Genomic DNA, 15868 nt, shown 5'->3' with positions numbered 1-15868 from the left:
CATTTCCAGGCTGTAACAACAAAAAAGGTCTGATCCCATGGCCATGAGCCCTGAACCCGCAAGCGGGAACGTGGCATCGTTCTCATCTGCGCGCAGTTCGGCCCTGTCGGGCAACGGACTGGCCGTGGCGTCGATGATGGCTTGGGCGGCCGGGTTTCCTGCGGCCGACGTGCTTTTGCAAAGCTGGCCCCCAGTTGCTCTGCTGGCGGCGCGCCTGGCTTTGGCTGTCGGTGTGATGTTGCCGCTCTGGTTTATTCTTGACGGACCAAGCCGCGTATTGAGGGCGAAATGGGGCCGGGCAATGTTTGTTGGCAGTTTCGGCTACGGGATCGGTATGTTCCTTCTGATTCTGGCTCAGAAGCTGACGGACCCGGTGACCGTTGCAATTATTGCATCCTGCGCGCCGCTGGCAGCAACGTTGCTTGAACTTGCCGCTGGCACCCGGCGTTTAAAGTGGAACTTCGCTCTTGGCGTGTTGGTGTCGATTGTGGGCGGATTGATTGCCACCAGCGCCAATGCTCCGGCGCAACTGGGGCTGGGCGCTGTCTGTGCAATTGCGTCAACCGGACTTTTCTGCTGGGCCAGCATGGCGACGGTTCGCGACTTTCCCGAGCTCAGCCAAACCGGGCGCACCACGATCACCTTTACAGGTGGGTTGCTGATGGCCGGGGTTCTTTGTTTTGGGTCCGCGCAAATGGGTATGGATGTGATGCCGCGCGCTGCTGTGGATGCGCAGCAGGTTGGGATGCTTGTGATCTATGCGCTGATTGCCATGGGGCTGAGCCAGGTTCTTTTCATCGCGTCAGTCGGTAAACTGGGCGTTGCCTTGGCGTCGTTCCACATCAACATCGCACCGTTTTACGTGATGCTGATCATGCTGGTGCTGGGGGATGACTGGAACTGGACCCGCGCGCTGGGCGCGGGTGTCGTCGCATTGGCCGTTGTTTTGGCGCAGGATCGGGCGCCGCGACAGCCCCGGGGATCAGCCAAGCTCGGTTGACGGGATCAGCCCAAAGAACTTTTGGCCAGACCAAACGCCAAACCAACCGTCGTGATGGGTGCCAATCTCAACCAGGCGGTAGAAACTTTTGCGATCTATGCGTGCTTCAAGATCGGAACGGATCATGATGTAGGGTGAAGGTTCGTTTGTCACCGGGTCGATAACGATCCGGATCGGATGATCTGAACCTGCAACAGCATGATCGCCTACATGAGTGGTAAAGGTCAGGTTTTGCTGCTCGCCTTCGCCCTCACGATCAAAATCCACGGCGACAAACGGGGCGTCTTCAACAGTGATTCCCACCTTCTCGACCGGTGTGACGAGGAAGTATTTCCCGTCTTCTTTCTTAAGAATTGAGGAAAATAGCTTCACCAGCTCGAAACGGTTGATGGGTGAGCCTAAATAACTCCAGGTGCCATCTTTTGCGATATGGATGTCCAGATCGCCGCAAAACGGGGGATTCCATAGGTGAACGGGCGGTAAACCCTTGGTTTTGGCCGCTTTGACTGATGCAGCCAGACCATCCGGCGACGGTTTCACAGGTTTTTGTCCGCTCATTGCTTTTGCCATTTCCTCTTAGCGCGATACACTTCAATCATATTAGTCCACGGAAGGGAAAGTCATGACCGAACCTGCCGACCTCGTAGCCGAGATCGAAGCGCTGGAAAACAAGCTGCAAGAGGCCAAGTCCTCGATCACCCGTCGCTTCATCGGGCAGGAAAGGGTCGTGGATCTGACCCTGACCGCGCTGTTGTGTGGCGGTCATGCCCTGCTGATCGGTTTGCCGGGGCTGGGAAAAACGCGGTTGGTCGAAACGCTGTCGACCGTGATGGGCTTGAACGGCAACCGCATTCAGTTCACGCCCGACCTGATGCCCGCAGATATTCTTGGGTCCGAGGTTCTGGATACTGCCGATGACGGTTCACGGCATTTCCGTTTTATCTCCGGCCCGATCTTCTGCCAGTTGTTGATGGCGGACGAAATCAACCGCGCCAGCCCGCGAACGCAGTCGGCTTTGCTGCAAGCGATGCAGGAACGCACGGTGACAGTGGCGGGTGAAGATCGTTCGCTGGGAACGCCCTTCCACGTATTGGCCACGCAAAACCCGATCGAACAGGAAGGCACCTATCCGCTGCCCGAGGCGCAGCTGGACCGTTTTCTGGTTCAAATCGACGTCGAATACCCGGATCGGCAGACCGAGCGCGATATTCTGCTGGCCACAACCGGTGTGGAAGAGGAAGAGGCGCATCAGATTTTCAGCAAAGAAGACCTGTTGGCGGCCCAAGTCCTGCTGCGCCGGATGCCAGTTGGTGAATCGGTGGTTGAACTGATCCTTGATCTGGTCCGCGCGTTTCGCCCCGAAGAAGCAGGCGTGTCCGAACGCGTTTCGGAAACCGTGGCCTGGGGCCCCGGTCCCCGCGCGGCGCAGGCGCTTATGATGACAGTGCGGGCTCGTGCGATGTTGCAAGGGCGGTTGGCTCCGAATGCCGAGGATGTTCTGGACATGGCGCGTCCGGTGCTCAGCCACCGGATGGCATTGAACTTTGCGGCGCGGGCGCGCGGTGACAGTCTTGCCGAGCTGATTGACTCGACGGCTGCCGGTCTGATCCGCACCGAGGCTGCGGCGTGAATGCGGCGCTGACCCTTCGCGAAAGATCCGAGGCCGAGGCGTCCCGGCTGCCGCCGCTTTTGGCGCGGGCCGAACATTTGGCCGGAACCGTCCTGTTGGGCGATCACGGGCGGCGGCGTTCGGGTATGGGCGACGATTTCTGGCAATACCGCCCTGCGCAAATCGGGGATAGCCGCAGGATGATCGACCATCGCCGTTCTGCGCGAGGGGATCAGCAGTTTGTGCGCGAGCGCGAATGGCAGATCGCGCAATCGGTGATGCTTTGGGTCGATCAAGGTGCGTCTATGCGGTTTTCGTCTGACAAATCGCTGCCAACAAAGGTGGATCGGGCCCGGTTGTTGGGGCTGGCAACCTCGATCTTGCTGGTACGCGGCGGAGAACGTGTCGGCCTGACCGGGACAACCCTGCCGCCCCGGCGCGGCAACGCGCAGATCATCCGTTTGGCGCAAGCCTGGTCTGAAGATGATCAAACGGATTACGCCCCGCCTGAACACCGTGCCATGATCCCCCATGCCCGCGCCGTGTTTATCTCGGATTTCCTTGGTCCCATGGATGAGGTTGAATTGGCCCTGACCAAAGCAGCTGACCGCGGCGTGCGCGGTGTGGTGTTGCAAGTGCTTGATCCAGGCGAAGAGACATTTCCGTATCGGGGCCGGACGATATTCGAAAGCGTCGGAGGGTCCGTCCGGCACGAAACCCTAAAAGCGGCTGAGTTGCGGGACCGCTATTTGGAACGTCTTGCACGCCGCAAGGATGCCCTGACGCAGTTGTGCCGCGCAACCGGCTGGCAGCTGGGCTTGCATCATACGGGCGATAGCGCACAAGCGGCTCTGTTATGGCTTTATCGGGCCTTGGATGGGGGCGCGCGATGACGGTTCTTGCGGGCATAGGCTTTACCGCGCCATGGGTTTTGCTGGGTCTTTTGACCCTGCCGATCCTGTGGCTGATCCTGCGCGCCGTACCGCCCGCACCGATCCGCCGGATGTTCCCGGCTGTTACGCTGTTGTTGGGGCTGAAGGATGACGAAAGTGTTTCGGATCGTACCCCATGGTGGTTGTTGCTGCTGCGGATGTTGGCGGCTGCGGCCATTATCATCGGTCTGGCCGGACCGGTTCTGAACCCATCGCGGGATGAGACCGGCACCGGTCCGCTGTTGCTGGTTCTGGATGCCAGTTGGGCCGGTGCAACGCGCTGGTCGGCCACGCTGGACCAGATAGACACTCAACTGTCCGAAGCCGGACGTGCAGGACGTACTGTGGCGATTTTGCGCCTGACAGAGCCGGAAGAACCCGTTTTTCAAGCGGCCGAGGCCTGGCGCGGGCGCCTTCCGGGGCTGGCCCCAAACCCTTGGCAACCGACCGCAGATCAGCTTTCGCAAACCATCGCGGCACTGGACGAGGTTGAGAGCGGCTTTGAAACGCATTGGTTCAGCGACAGGTTGGACTATGCACAACATGCAGGGTTGGTTTCTGCCCTGCAGGCGCGTGGTGATGTGACGGTCTATCAGGGGGCATCCAGGCCCATTGCGATCCTGCCGGCAGCCTATCAGGACGGGCTGATCCAATTGACGGTTCAACGCGCGGGTCCCGGCCCGGAAGAGCGGGTGACGGTTCTGGCACAGGGGCGCGATCCGGCAGGCACGGCGCGGGTTCTGCATTCGGTCGACCTGACCTTTGAAGCCGGGGAAACCACGGCGCAGATCGAACTGGCACTGCCGTCGGAATTGCGCGCCCGGATCACGCGCTTTGAAATTCAGGGCCAAAGATCCGCCGGGGCCGTGACCCTGACAGATGACAGCTTGCGTCGGCGTGAGGTTGCGCTGATTGCCGGAACCCTGAACCGCGAAGGGCTGGAGCTGTTGTCGCCCCTGCATTACCTGACACAGGTTCTGATCCCCACGGCGGATTTTGTCGATGGGGGTCTGCTTGAGGTTCTGCCTGCGAACCCGGACGTGATCGTTCTTTCCGATGTCGCGCAGATGTCGGATACAGAAGAGGCCGGTCTGATCGAATGGGTCGAACAGGGTGGCCTGTTGCTGCGGTTTGCCGGTCCGCGCATGGCAGCCAGCGATCTGGGGCGGGACACCGAAGACACTCTATTGCCCGCACGTCTGCGCAGCGGCGGGCGATCTGTTGGTGGCGCGATGAGCTGGGGTGAGGCCAAGACCCTGGCCCCGTTCCCCGAAAATTCACCGTTCTATGGTTTGGATATCCCGGATGATGTGGTCGTCTCGACCCAGGTCATGGCTCAACCAGACCCTAATCTGGCGGATCGCGTGATTGCGTCTTTGTCCGACGGAACGCCGTTGGTAACGCGCAAGGCGTTGGGATTGGGGCAGGTGGTGCTGTTCCACGTGACCGCAGATGCGGAATGGTCCAGCCTGCCGCTGTCGGGTCTTTTTGTCGAAATGCTGGATCGTCTGGCCGTGGCCTCGGCTGCGAAATCCAGGCAAGAGGCGCAGCTGCAGGGCACCACGTGGGAGCCGGTGCAGATCATGGATGGGTTTGGTGCATTGTCTGACGCGGGCACGCTGGTTGGTGTGGACGGGGTGCAATTGATTTCAGGTCAGATCGGGCCGGATTTACGTCCGGGCCTGTATGAAAGCGGCAAGCAGAAACTGGCGCTGAACGTTGTTTCCGAGGATACCGAACTTCGCCCGGTGATCTGGCCAGCCAATGTGCCGATCAAAGGGCAAGAGGCCAGCACCGAAACGCCGCTGTCAGGTCTGCTGCTTAGCCTTGCCCTGATCTTGCTTACAATCGACGTGATCGCCTCTTTGGCCCTGTCCGGCCGGTTGGGTATGACGCGCGCGGCTGCCGGGGTTCTGGCGGCGTTTCTGCTGGTGCCCGAGGTTCAGGCGCAGACGCCGGAAGACACCGAGTTCGCCTTGGCGGCGACGCACGAACTGGTTCTGGCACATGTGCTGACCGGCGACGCGCAGGTGGACGACATTGCGCAGGCAGGTTTGCGGGGATTGGCACAAACCTTGTTCTATCGCACGTCGGTGGAACCGGCTGAACCGATCGGCGTCGATTTGGAACGCGATGAGCTGGCATTCTTTCCGCTGCTCTACTGGCCGATTTCCCCAAGCCAGCCTCAACCTTCTGCTGAAGCTTATGCGAAACTGAACGCCTATCTGCGCTCGGGTGGGATGATCCTGTTTGACACGCGTGATGCGGACATCGCTGGTTTCGGCGCGTCCAGCCCGAATGGCCGCAAGCTGCAGCAACTGGCTGCACCGTTGAATATCCCTGCATTAGAGCCGATTCCACGTGATCACGTTCTGACCAGAACGTTCTATCTGTTGCAGGATTTCCCGGGCCGTTACTCCGGTACCGAGGTCTGGGTCGAAGCTGCGCCACTGGATGCGGAACAGATCGAAGGGATGCCGTTCCGCAACCTCAATGACAACGTGACCCCGGTCGTCATCGGCGGGAATGACTGGGCTGGGGCCTGGGCTGTGGATCGCAACGGGCAGGCTCTGCTGCCTGTCGGGCGCGGTTACGCCGGAGAACGGCAGCGAGAACTGGCCAATCGTTTTGGCGTCAATCTGGTGATGCACGTGCTTACCGGGAATTACAAATCCGATCAGGTCCACGTGCCCGCCCTTCTGGACAGGCTAGGACAATGACCGGAACCGTCATATTCGACCCACTGATCCCGTGGCCTATTCTGGCCGCTGTGGGTGCGATTGCCGTGGCTGGGGTTGTGTTGGCCCTGTGGCGTGGCCTGTCGGGCTGGGCGCTACGTGGGTTGGCGGCTCTGGTGGTTCTGGCGGCTCTGTCCGGTCCGGTTTATCAGATCGAAGATCGCGCACCGCTGACAGATATTGTCCTGATGGTCGAGGATGAAAGCGCCAGCCAGTCGCTTTCGGACAGGGCGGAACAAACCGCACAGGCTGCCGAGGAACTCGCTGCCGAGATTGAGGGGCGCAACAACACGGAACTGCGCCGCATTCAGGTTGGCGACGGGGACGGGGATGAAGGCACGCAGGTTATGGCCGCCCTGAATGAGGCTTTGGCCGAAGAACCCCGTGCCCGGATCGCTGGTATCCTGGTGGTGTCAGACGGGATTGTGCACGATGTCGATCAGGCCCCGGACCTGCCCGCACCGATGCACCTTCTGCAAACCGGGCGTGAAAGTGACTGGGATCGTAGGCTTATCGTCCGCAATGCGCCGGCGTTTGCCATTATTGGCGAGCCGGTCACATTGACCCTTCGGGTGGAAGACAGTGGTGCTGCACCTGCGGGCGCGGCGACTGCGCCACTAGAGATTTCGGTCGATGGCGGCGCACCCGAGCAGTTCAGTGTTCCCATTGGTCGTGATGTAGAACTGCCCATCACGCTGCCCCATGGCGGGCGCAACGTGATCCAATTTTCTGTGCCGCAGGCCGACGGTGAATTGACCGACCGAAACAACACTGCCCTGATCCAGATGAATGGCGTTCGGGATCGTCTGCGCGTTCTACTGGTCTCGGGGGAGCCGCATCCCGGTGGACGCACATGGCGCAACCTGTTGAAATCCGACAGCTCGGTCGATTTGGTACATTTCACAATTCTGCGCCCCCCTGAGAAACAGGATGGTGTGCCTGTTGATGAGCTGTCCCTTATCGCCTTTCCCACGCGTGAGCTGTTTCTGGAAAAGATCAACGATTTCGATCTGATAATCTTTGACCGTTACAAGCGGCGCGGCATCCTGCCAGCGATCTATCTGGACAACGTTACCAGTTACATCAATGACGGGGGCGCGGTTCTAATTGCGGCAGGTCCCGATTTCGCCAGTGCCGATAGTATCTTCCGATCTCCTCTGGCGCCGATCTTGCCGGCGCAGCCTTCGGCACGAGTGTTCGAAGAACGGTATGTGCCAATGGTCAGCGACTTGGGGCAACGTCATCCGGTGACAACCAATCTGGGCGATTCCGAGGATTGGGGGGCGTGGTTGCGTCAGATTGACGTGAATCACCGCTCGGGCGAGGTTTTAATGACAGGTATTGAAGAACGCCCGCTGCTGGTTCTGGATCGCGTTGGCGAGGGGCGCGTTGCGATGCTGGCCTCCGACCACGCTTGGCTGTGGAGCCGCGGTTTTGAAGGTGGTGGCCCGCAGTTGGAACTGCTGCGCAGGCTGGCCCATTGGATGATGAAGGAACCCGAATTGGAAGAAGAGGCGCTGTGGGCCGAGGCCAACGGGCAATCGATGCGCATCATTCGCCAGACGCTTGAAGATGAGGTTGGGCCAGTGACGGTGACGCGCCCGAATGGCGAGACTTTGGAAATCACCTTGGAAGAAGTTTCTCCCGGTCGGTTCGAAGCACAATACTATGGGCCAGAGATCGGACTGTACCGGTTGCAGGAAGGCGACCATATGGCCGTGATTGGCCTTGGCCCTGCTGCACCGAAGGAGTTTGAGCGTACCATCGCAACCGGCGATGTTCTGGAACCGATCTTGGCCAATATGCGGGGTGGCGTGATCCGTTTGGAAGACGGTTTGCCATCCATCCGCGACGTGCGCGCAGGGCGTCCTGCGGCTGGCCGGGGTTGGATCGGTCTGACCCCACGAAATGCGTATGAAACACGGGATGTTACGCAGGCGGGTCTGTTGCCGCCCTGGCTGGTTCTGCTACTGGCAGGAGGGTTCCTGTTGGGCGGTTGGCTGCGCGAAGGGCGGCGCTAATCAATCCTGATTGCTGCCCGGTCCGATTGGCCCTGCGCATCCACCACAACAAGCAAGGTGAAACCGGCCCCCGGGTTGGGGATATCGAACTCTCGCTGCCGCTGTCCAGTCAGCACGGGCACACCATCCGCCAGCACTGAAAATGGCGCGACACCCCCGCGCAGTTTGACCGTTAGGGGTGCTCCAAATGTCTCTAACACGGCGTTTTCAGGCGGGAACAGCAGGTCCGGCGCCGAAGGATCATTTTCAAAAGCCGCCGTGCGGGGGCGGAAACGTTGCAAGGGTTGGGGCAATTGCGCAGCGCCGACCAGCAAGGTCGAGGGCGGCGGCGGACGCAGCGGGGAAAGCGCGGGTTTCAGCAGGCTGAAGGCTTCGGCCAGAAGCGGTGCGGCGAGATCGCCTCCGAACGCGCCGGGAACTGGCGTTCCGTCCGCACGACCCAGCCAGACCCCAATGACATGCTGCCCGTCAAAGCCGATGGCCCAGGCATCGCGGTGGCCATAAGATGTGCCGGTTTTATAGGCCAGCGCCCCTGTCGCACCGCCTGCTGGGGGTGAAAGCCCGGCCAGAATGTCGGCAACCTGCCAGGCAGAGGTTTCTGACAGAACGCGCGGAGTTTGCCGCGTATCCGCCAGAGCGTCATGATGCAGGATCGGGCCTTGCCCACCGGCTGCAAGAGTGGCGTAAATCTGTACCAGATCGCGCAGGCTCAACCCCACACCGCCCAATGAGATCGCCAATCCGGGCGTGCCGCCGTTCAGACGTGGTTCTGATCCAGCCAAGCGCAGCGCCGTCATCACGCGCGCAGGTCCCAACGCGTTTGTCAGACGCACAACAGGAATGTTCAGTGATAATTGCAGAGCGTCCCGAACCCTTACATCGCCCCGGAATGCGCCATCAAAATTGCGCGGGGCGTATCGACCGAACATTACGGGGCTGTCGCTGATCAGGGTCTCGGGGTGGGCCAGTCCCTGATCGAAGGCCAGCCCATAGACCAGTGGTTTCAAAGTTGATCCAGGCGACCGCAGCGCTTGGGTCATATCCACAAAGCCCTGACGGGCATCCTGATACCCGGCGGACCCGACCGAGGCCAAAACCTCACCACTGCGGTGATCCGCGACGATCAAGGCCCCGGATACGCGCGGCCCGGCACGGGTAGCGGCTTGGGCCACCAAACCCTCCAACCGGGCCTGCAACCGGGCGTTCAACGTCAAATCGACCGCGCCGGTTGCCGGGGTCAGACGTTTCACGCGGTCGGTCAGGTGCGGCGCCAGACGCGGGAAGGTTCGCATGTGGTCTGGAATGGTTTCTGCTATGGCCGCGCTGGTTTCAGCCGCAGTCAGGGTGCCATATCGCTCGAGCCTGCGCAGAACCCGGTCACGGGCTACTCGGGCTGTCTCTGACTGACGATCCGGGCGCCGAGCTTCCGGGGATTGCGGCAATGCGATTAACAGGGCCGCCTGTGCTGCGGTCAACCGAGTTGCGTCTTTTCCAAACCATGCACGGGTACCGGCTCGGATACCTTCCAGATTGCCCCCATAGGGTGCGTGGGTCAGATAGAGGGTCAGGATTTGCCGTTTGCTTAACTGCTGCTCCAGGGCCAATGCGACTCTAATTTGACGAATTTTACCGCTCCAGCGCCCGGTTGAGCCATCTTCGATCAGCCGCGCGACCTGCATGGTCAAGGTTGACCCACCGGACACCGTGCGTCCATTCCAAAGGCTTTGCCCCACAGCGCGAAGCATCGCAACCGGGTCCACTCCGGCATGTGTCCAGAACCGTTTGTCTTCGTACCGGACGAGCATTGCGGTGAAATTCGGATCGACCGCACCGGGATTCAGTCTCCAAATCCCATCTTCAACGGGAAACGCACGCAAAAGGTCGCCGTTCCGGTCCCGCATCTCGACTGATGTTTCGGTCAGAACAGGGGGAAGAACTGTGGCATCGACCCAGCGGTGGACACCGTCCCGAGCCAGCGCCGTCAGATAGAGGGCACCGGCCAGAGCAAACAAAAACCGCGACGGCCTACGCATGACGGTCGTCCGGGCAGCGATATAGCGCGGCGTAAATCACTGTACCTCGACCCGACCAGTCGCTGTACGCGCGCGGTTTTGCGGGCGGTACATATCCTCGACCGAAGCCGCAGGATGATGGAAGTTGCCCGGCGTAACCGCGCGCGCGACGTAGGCCAGCGTGACTGTTTCTCGCTCGGACAGATCAACAGCGGCCAGGAAACGGTCCGAGCGGAACTCGGTATGGGTGGCATCTGACAGATCCAGCCAGTCAAGCGACCGCACATCGCCTGAACGCAACAAGCTGGGGTTGTCGATTTCGATCCCGGCAGCAAGTGGATCATCGATCATTAGCCGAGCCCCGCCACTTTCGAACGGGTTCACTGTCAGAACCGTGACAAACCTTTCACCGGTTTCAAAGCTGTTGGCGTCAATCGGATCGCCATCCATCGAGTAATATTGCCGTTCGATCGAATAACCGGTGCCACCCGCCTCCGGCGGAACCTCAGGAATCCCGGTGACTGTCATGGTGATGTCCGTTGCTTGGCCGTCACTTGCCGTGATGTTGACCTCATCCGCCTGACCAGATTGCAGAACTTGCACAAACGGACCAGACACCTGAGAGCCGTTGACGGTCAAGCCCGATCCAGTCGGATCAGACACCAGCGCATGGGCGGCCAACAGCGACCACGTTGCCTCTTGCGTGGACAATGGGGCGCGACCGGCGCTGACTCGTTGGATCATTGCGTCGCGATTGACGGCCTCGCTGCCCGCGCCCACGGCAAGGGTCAACAGACCCGCCGCATCCCGCAGGTGCGTGCCATAATCCGCGCGCCAGTAATTTTCCTGCTCATCGGGGACCTGTTCCAACATGCGAGCGGCACGGTTGAACATCGCATCCGCCCGGGTCTGATCGCCATAAGATGCCAGCGCTGCGCCCAATTGTGCAGCTGCCAATGGGGTGTCGAACGCATCCCCTTTGACATCTGCATAGTAACGCAGATCACCCATCGAGGCTGCGCCTTCTCGTGCCAGAACCATCAGGGTATAGGCAATATCCTGACCGCCTTCGTCGAAGTCGGGCGCATAGTTGACCCTGTTTCGAAGGTTATCCATGGCCTGGGCAAAGGCGCGATCCGGCACTGGGTATCCCTGAGCGCGCGCACGGGACAGGAAGTCTGTCACGTAAGCGTCCAACCAGAAATCTCCGCTGTCCGCGCGCCACAGGCCAAAGGCACCATTGGCAGCCTGACGGGTCAGGACGCTGCGAATGGACTCTGTGATGCGCCGATCCACCACCGGACCGTCCCCCAGCCCCGAGGCTTGCGCGACGGATGACAGATAAAGCAGCGGCAGGGCTTTGCTGGTGATCTGTTCCGTGCAGCCATAGGGGTAACGGTTCAACTGATCCAACAGACCGGGCGTGTCGAACTTTGCCAAAGCTCCGGCAGATAGGATGGCCTTGGCCGAACCGGGCTGGAACCCGTCAAATACGTCCTGCGAAAACAGGAAACTGTCGTCGGCCCCCAACGCGAAACGTCGTGTCTGTGCAATCACCGGATCGTTGGCACGTATGGGCATGCGCAGGGTTTGCGACAGGTCGCGACCGTCCGGTGTGGTGATCGAAACACTGATTTCGGGATCGCCAACAACGCTGGCTGTGACGGGGATGTCAAAGATCGCCTTGCCACCGTTTTCCAACACAAAGCTGGTCGGTGCCGCGCCCAGCTCCAATCCACCGGAAGCCGTCAGACCAAGTGCCATCTCTCCGGGTGTGCCATCGGCCTGAACGATCTCAAGCCGCATTCGGCTTTGATCTCCGGGGGCAAGGAAGCGCGGCAGGCTGGCGGTGACGACCACCGGATCGCGGACGATCATATCGGTTTCGGCCTGCCCGACCGCTTTGGGTGACCACGCGACAGCCATCAATCGGACAGTGCCATTAAAGGCGGGCAGGGGGATGTCCACCTCAACCTCTCCGTCCGGGCCGACCTGAACCGGGCCGCTGAACACGGCCATCAAGTCTTGCGTCGGAGGCGGGGATTGGCGACGCAAGCCGTTGTCGGCGTCACCGCCGGAACGGACGGTGCCCATCGCTCCGGTCATGCCGTCGATCAGGCGCCCGTAAACGTCGCGCAGATCCACGCCAAGACGGCGTTGCCCATAGTAATATTCCTGCGGATCCGGGCTTTCGAATCCAGTCAGGTTCAGAATGCCCACATCTACTGCAGCCAGTGTCAGCCAGACAGGGTCATTCATCGAGGCGTTCTCGACCCTAACACGGGCCTTTTGCGTTTGCCGTGGAGATGTGACCTCGGGCACATCAATTGCGACGTCCAGCTTGCGATCTGCTGGATCGATGGTGGCATGTGCTACACCCATCGCACGCGCCGGGTTTTGACCTGCTGCGACGTTCATCGGACGGATGACCGTGGCGGTGACATACGCCCCCGCGCCCCAATCTTCGGTCACTTCGATCGGGATCACGGTTTCACCTTCCGGCACGTCCACCATCTGGCGATGGATCAGCCGGTTCGACAGGATTTCGATCTGGGCAACGCCCGCCATGCGTGGGACGATCCGCAACTGCGCAGTATCACCTGCGCGATAGGTGTCACGGTCCAGCGACATCTCAAGCCGGTCCGGTGTAGTTGACGCATCCGCGGCCTGATACCAGCCTGCATAGAAATCGACGGCGGTTTCGGCATATGTGCCGTCGACGCGCTGGACGACCAGTTCATAACGGCCCCAATCCACGGGCTGCGCCAGAGTCAAAGGATCGGTAGAGATGTCCACTTCGCCGGTGGCAATGCGCGTGCGGCGGGTTGTCGGTTCCCAATTCCAGTTGCCGTACAGCTGATACCACTGATACCGCGTCTCGACCCGGTTCAGAGTCCAGCGCAGGCGCATAGGGCTGGGCGTTAGATCAGGAGCGAGGGCGACGATCTGAAACGCAGCTTCGGTACCTTCGGGAACAACCTCTTCGAACAAAGTTTTGACACCGATCACCGGCTGCGGTGGCAGGACCGGGGTAGACAGGCGACGTTCAACCGGACGGCCAGAGCCATCGGTCAATCGTGCGATGATTTCAGCCTCAATGGGCTTTCCTTCAGTCTCTAACACTGGAATTTCGACGGCTACGGTGGCCTGTCCCGCCGCATCCGTGCGCGTGTTTCCGAAATACGTGCTTTTGATCACGGCCTCAGCATCGTAGCGGCCAAAGCGGTAACCTTCGTACCCCGGAACGGTATCCGCGGCGCGCGCGATGACCTGTCCGTCAATGCTCAGGTCAGATCCCGGCGCACCAAAAAGATAGCGCGCATCTATGGAAAGCGGTGGGCTGTCGCCGGGCCGCAAGGGCGCGTCGGGTAGGGACAGATCGAAATCGATACGTTCAGGCAGAAAGTCCTCGACCAGTACCGTCTGACGCGCCAGCGCATCGCCTTTGGGATCAGATTTAATCTCAATCTTCCATGCCCCGCGCGGTACGTCGACGGCGACAGGCAGAGCAAAGACATGCCCCCCGGCAACGCCCCCGTCTGAGACAGATCGGCGGTATTCAACCCCGTCCGGGCGATACAGGATCGCGGTGAGGGGCAGCCCTTCGATTGCCTGTGCTTCACCATCTCGGGACAGCGCTGTGACATGGATGACCTCTCCGGCACGATAGGCACCCCGGTCCGTGGTCAGGAAGACATCAACCGGCCCCGCAGGCGCGCGGCCTTCGACGCCACGATCCGACAGGTCAAAGGCGGGATCGGTGAGGGACAAAAAGCTGAAATCGCGGTCCCCGGCAGAGGCCATCACCAAGGCAGGCGCACTGGCCCCTTTTCCGCGGATCAGGCCGGGATCGAAGGTGGCATAGCCGGTTTCGTCGGTCCGCGCGGTTGCAATGACCGCGTTTGCATTAGTGACCAGCGAAACCTCGACATCCTGACGCGGTGCCGCATCGCTGAGACTGCGCACCGTCACATGAAGCCCATCCGTACCAAGTGCGGTGCTGATCCCCAGATCAGACAACACAAACCACTGCGTCGCGCCGGGGTCGTCATAAGGATCAGCCCCCGGAACACGGGCTGTCAGCGCATAGATGCCTGCAGACTGGCCAGCGATGGCCTCTGCCATAGGAAGGCGCGCTGTCATGGTTTGGTTCAACTGATTGGATACCTCGGCAGTGCCGGTCCAGATATCCTCGGCAATCTGGTCCGAGAATTCCTCTTCCTGCCATTCACTGAGCGGACGGCCAAAGAAGTCCTGTTGCACCGCGCGCAACAGGTTCCGGTCACTGACCCGCCGCAGGATCAGCTCCAGCTCAGTAACGTTGACCGTTTCGACCGGCAAAGCCGCATCCGCAGATTTCGGAAGAACATAGCTGCGTCCGGGAAACCGAACCGACGGTGTGCGGTCGCGTACATAGTGGGTCAGCTCAACGTTGCGATTCAATGCCTCACCCGATGCGGCAGGCAAACCTTGGCGTAAAGTCAGGCGATAGCGCTGGCCATGCGCGACCCCATCTACGCAAAGCTGCTTTTCGTCGGCCTGAACAACCAGTCCTGTGTCGTTGCGCTGCACAAAGGGATCGTAGTCGACGCCAGCCTTGACCAGTGGCTCCGAAAACTCAACACAGATCCGGGGCGCGACCGCATCGCTCTCGACCGAGGTATCGACCACACGGAACCCGTATTTCCCGATTGCATCATCAAGCGCGGCCAGTACGTCCTCACGCGGCTGCAGCTGTTCGGCCAGCCGAAGAACGGGGATCATATCGCGGCCACGGTCCACGTCTTCCAGAGCGTTGGCCAAAGTCATCAAGGCCGTGATTTGTGATCCGGTGGCCTCGGACCGCAAGTAACCATTGATCGCGGCATTCAGTGCACGGTTTCGAAGATCGCGCCGCTCGTTCCAGCCTGAGGGATTAATGGTCAGCAACAGGCGCGCGTATTCCACCCAAAGATCCGGTGCATCGCTGAGAGACACGGCAACACCGGTCCATTGCATCGCTTGTGTCGCACTGCCCGCGCTATTCGCTGCGTCCAACACAGTTTGCAGGTCGTAACCGCCGGCAGGATGCAGGAATCCCAGGTTGCGCGCCTGATCTGTCGCCCGATTCAAATCAGAAGAACCCAGCACGCTCAACGCCGCCGCACGGGTTTTGCCCAATATCAGAGCCTGTTCCGAGGTCGTTACCTTTTGCGCGGAAAGCGCACCCTGATACGCCTCTTGCCGGGTCACCCCGTCCTTGGGAAAGCAGGCATCGGATCGCGTGTTATAAGTGAAAGCTGTGCAGCGATCATTGGCCGAGCAAGCCCGAATGCATGATTTCAGATCTGTGTCAAACACCGCATCCAGATCTGACCCATAAAAATCGGTATCCCGCGTGGTGATATAGCGGAAGTCAGGCACGGCGTTCTGCGCCACAGCGGTGACGGGCAGGATCAAGAGTGAAAAGATATAAGTTATTGAAATAAAAACAAAGCGGTGCATGCTGCCCTCCTCTTTGTGCTCAGCCTTGCATGGCGCGCGCCGGTTGCGCAACGGCTTAAACAGTTTTTCATT

The 15868-nt window shown here is 60.4% G+C and carries 8 protein-coding genes; 5 read left to right on the top strand and 3 right to left on the bottom strand.

The annotated features are described in order from the left end of the window. Positions 1 to 43 precede the first annotated feature (43 nt). Positions 44 to 1000 carry a DMT family transporter gene (locus GOV90_RS07810; protein ID WP_171093085.1) on the top strand — a complete coding sequence of 319 codons (957 nt, stop codon included), beginning with the start codon at positions 44 to 46 and terminating at the stop codon, positions 998 to 1000. Here the strand turns inward: GOV90_RS07810 and GOV90_RS07805 are convergent. Beyond that, the gene (locus GOV90_RS07805) at positions 983 to 1558 is read right to left on the bottom strand and encodes a DUF1285 domain-containing protein (RefSeq protein WP_171093087.1); all 576 of its coding nucleotides are present in this window, start codon (positions 1556 to 1558) and stop codon (positions 983 to 985) included. The two genes, GOV90_RS07810 and GOV90_RS07805, sit on opposite strands and share 18 nt — an antisense overlap. Positions 1559 to 1622: 64 nt before the next feature. On the opposite strand from GOV90_RS07805, the gene GOV90_RS07800 reads away from it, so the two are divergent. The 4 genes from GOV90_RS07800 to GOV90_RS07785 are packed head-to-tail and all read left to right on the top strand — an operon-like array spanning position 1623 to position 8300. Next, positions 1623 to 2630 (top strand): MoxR family ATPase, encoded by a 1008-nt coding sequence (locus GOV90_RS07800; RefSeq protein WP_171093089.1) that lies wholly within the window; start codon positions 1623 to 1625, stop codon positions 2628 to 2630. Beyond that, positions 2627 to 3502, top strand: a complete 876-nt coding sequence (locus tag GOV90_RS07795) for a DUF58 domain-containing protein (protein WP_171093090.1) — start codon at positions 2627 to 2629, stop codon at positions 3500 to 3502. The genes GOV90_RS07800 and GOV90_RS07795 overlap by 4 nt, the downstream gene beginning before the upstream one ends. Further along, on the top strand, positions 3499 to 6261 hold the full coding sequence (locus GOV90_RS07790; protein WP_171093092.1) for a DUF4159 domain-containing protein: 2763 nt from the start codon (positions 3499 to 3501) through the stop codon (positions 6259 to 6261). Before GOV90_RS07795 ends, GOV90_RS07790 begins: the two co-directional genes overlap by 4 nt. Beyond that, complete coding sequence (locus tag GOV90_RS07785; protein WP_171093093.1) at positions 6258 to 8300, top strand: hypothetical protein; 2043 nt, start codon at positions 6258 to 6260, stop codon at positions 8298 to 8300. Before GOV90_RS07790 ends, GOV90_RS07785 begins: the two co-directional genes overlap by 4 nt. Here GOV90_RS07785 and pbpC read toward each other — a convergent pair. Together pbpC and GOV90_RS07775 are read right to left on the bottom strand one after the other, a co-directional pair. Then, positions 8297 to 10333, bottom strand: coding sequence for a penicillin-binding protein 1C (gene pbpC / locus GOV90_RS07780; RefSeq protein ID WP_171093095.1), 2037 nt, complete (start codon positions 10331 to 10333; stop codon positions 8297 to 8299). The two genes, GOV90_RS07785 and pbpC, sit on opposite strands and share 4 nt — an antisense overlap. Before the next feature lie 36 nt (positions 10334 to 10369). Beyond that, on the bottom strand, positions 10370 to 15796 hold the full coding sequence (locus GOV90_RS07775; protein ID WP_171093097.1) for an alpha-2-macroglobulin family protein: 5427 nt from the start codon (positions 15794 to 15796) through the stop codon (positions 10370 to 10372). Positions 15797 to 15868: the final 72 nt, after the last annotated feature.

Origin of the sequence: Ruegeria sp. HKCCA5929, from assembly GCF_013034525.1 — a bacterium.
Classification (GTDB): Bacteria; Pseudomonadota; Alphaproteobacteria; order Rhodobacterales; family Rhodobacteraceae; genus Ruegeria.
The sequence above is the reverse complement of the archived record's forward strand: the minus strand, read 5'-3'. Positions and strand labels throughout refer to the sequence as shown.

Excerpts from the sequence above, each read along its gene's own strand:
- GOV90_RS07785 (WP_171093093.1), top strand. The coding sequence starts at position 6,258 with ATGACCGGAACCGTCATATTCGACCCACTGATCCCGTGGCCTATTCTG.
- GOV90_RS07805 (WP_171093087.1), bottom strand. The coding sequence starts at position 1,558 with ATGAGCGGACAAAAACCTGTGAAACCGTCGCCGGATGGTCTGGCTGCA.
- pbpC (WP_171093095.1), bottom strand. The coding sequence starts at position 10,333 with ATGCGTAGGCCGTCGCGGTTTTTGTTTGCTCTGGCCGGTGCCCTCTAT.
- GOV90_RS07790 (WP_171093092.1), top strand. The coding sequence starts at position 3,499 with ATGACGGTTCTTGCGGGCATAGGCTTTACCGCGCCATGGGTTTTGCTG.
- GOV90_RS07810 (WP_171093085.1), top strand. The coding sequence starts at position 44 with ATGAGCCCTGAACCCGCAAGCGGGAACGTGGCATCGTTCTCATCTGCG.
- GOV90_RS07800 (WP_171093089.1), top strand. The coding sequence starts at position 1,623 with ATGACCGAACCTGCCGACCTCGTAGCCGAGATCGAAGCGCTGGAAAAC.
- GOV90_RS07775 (WP_171093097.1), bottom strand. The coding sequence starts at position 15,796 with ATGCACCGCTTTGTTTTTATTTCAATAACTTATATCTTTTCACTCTTG.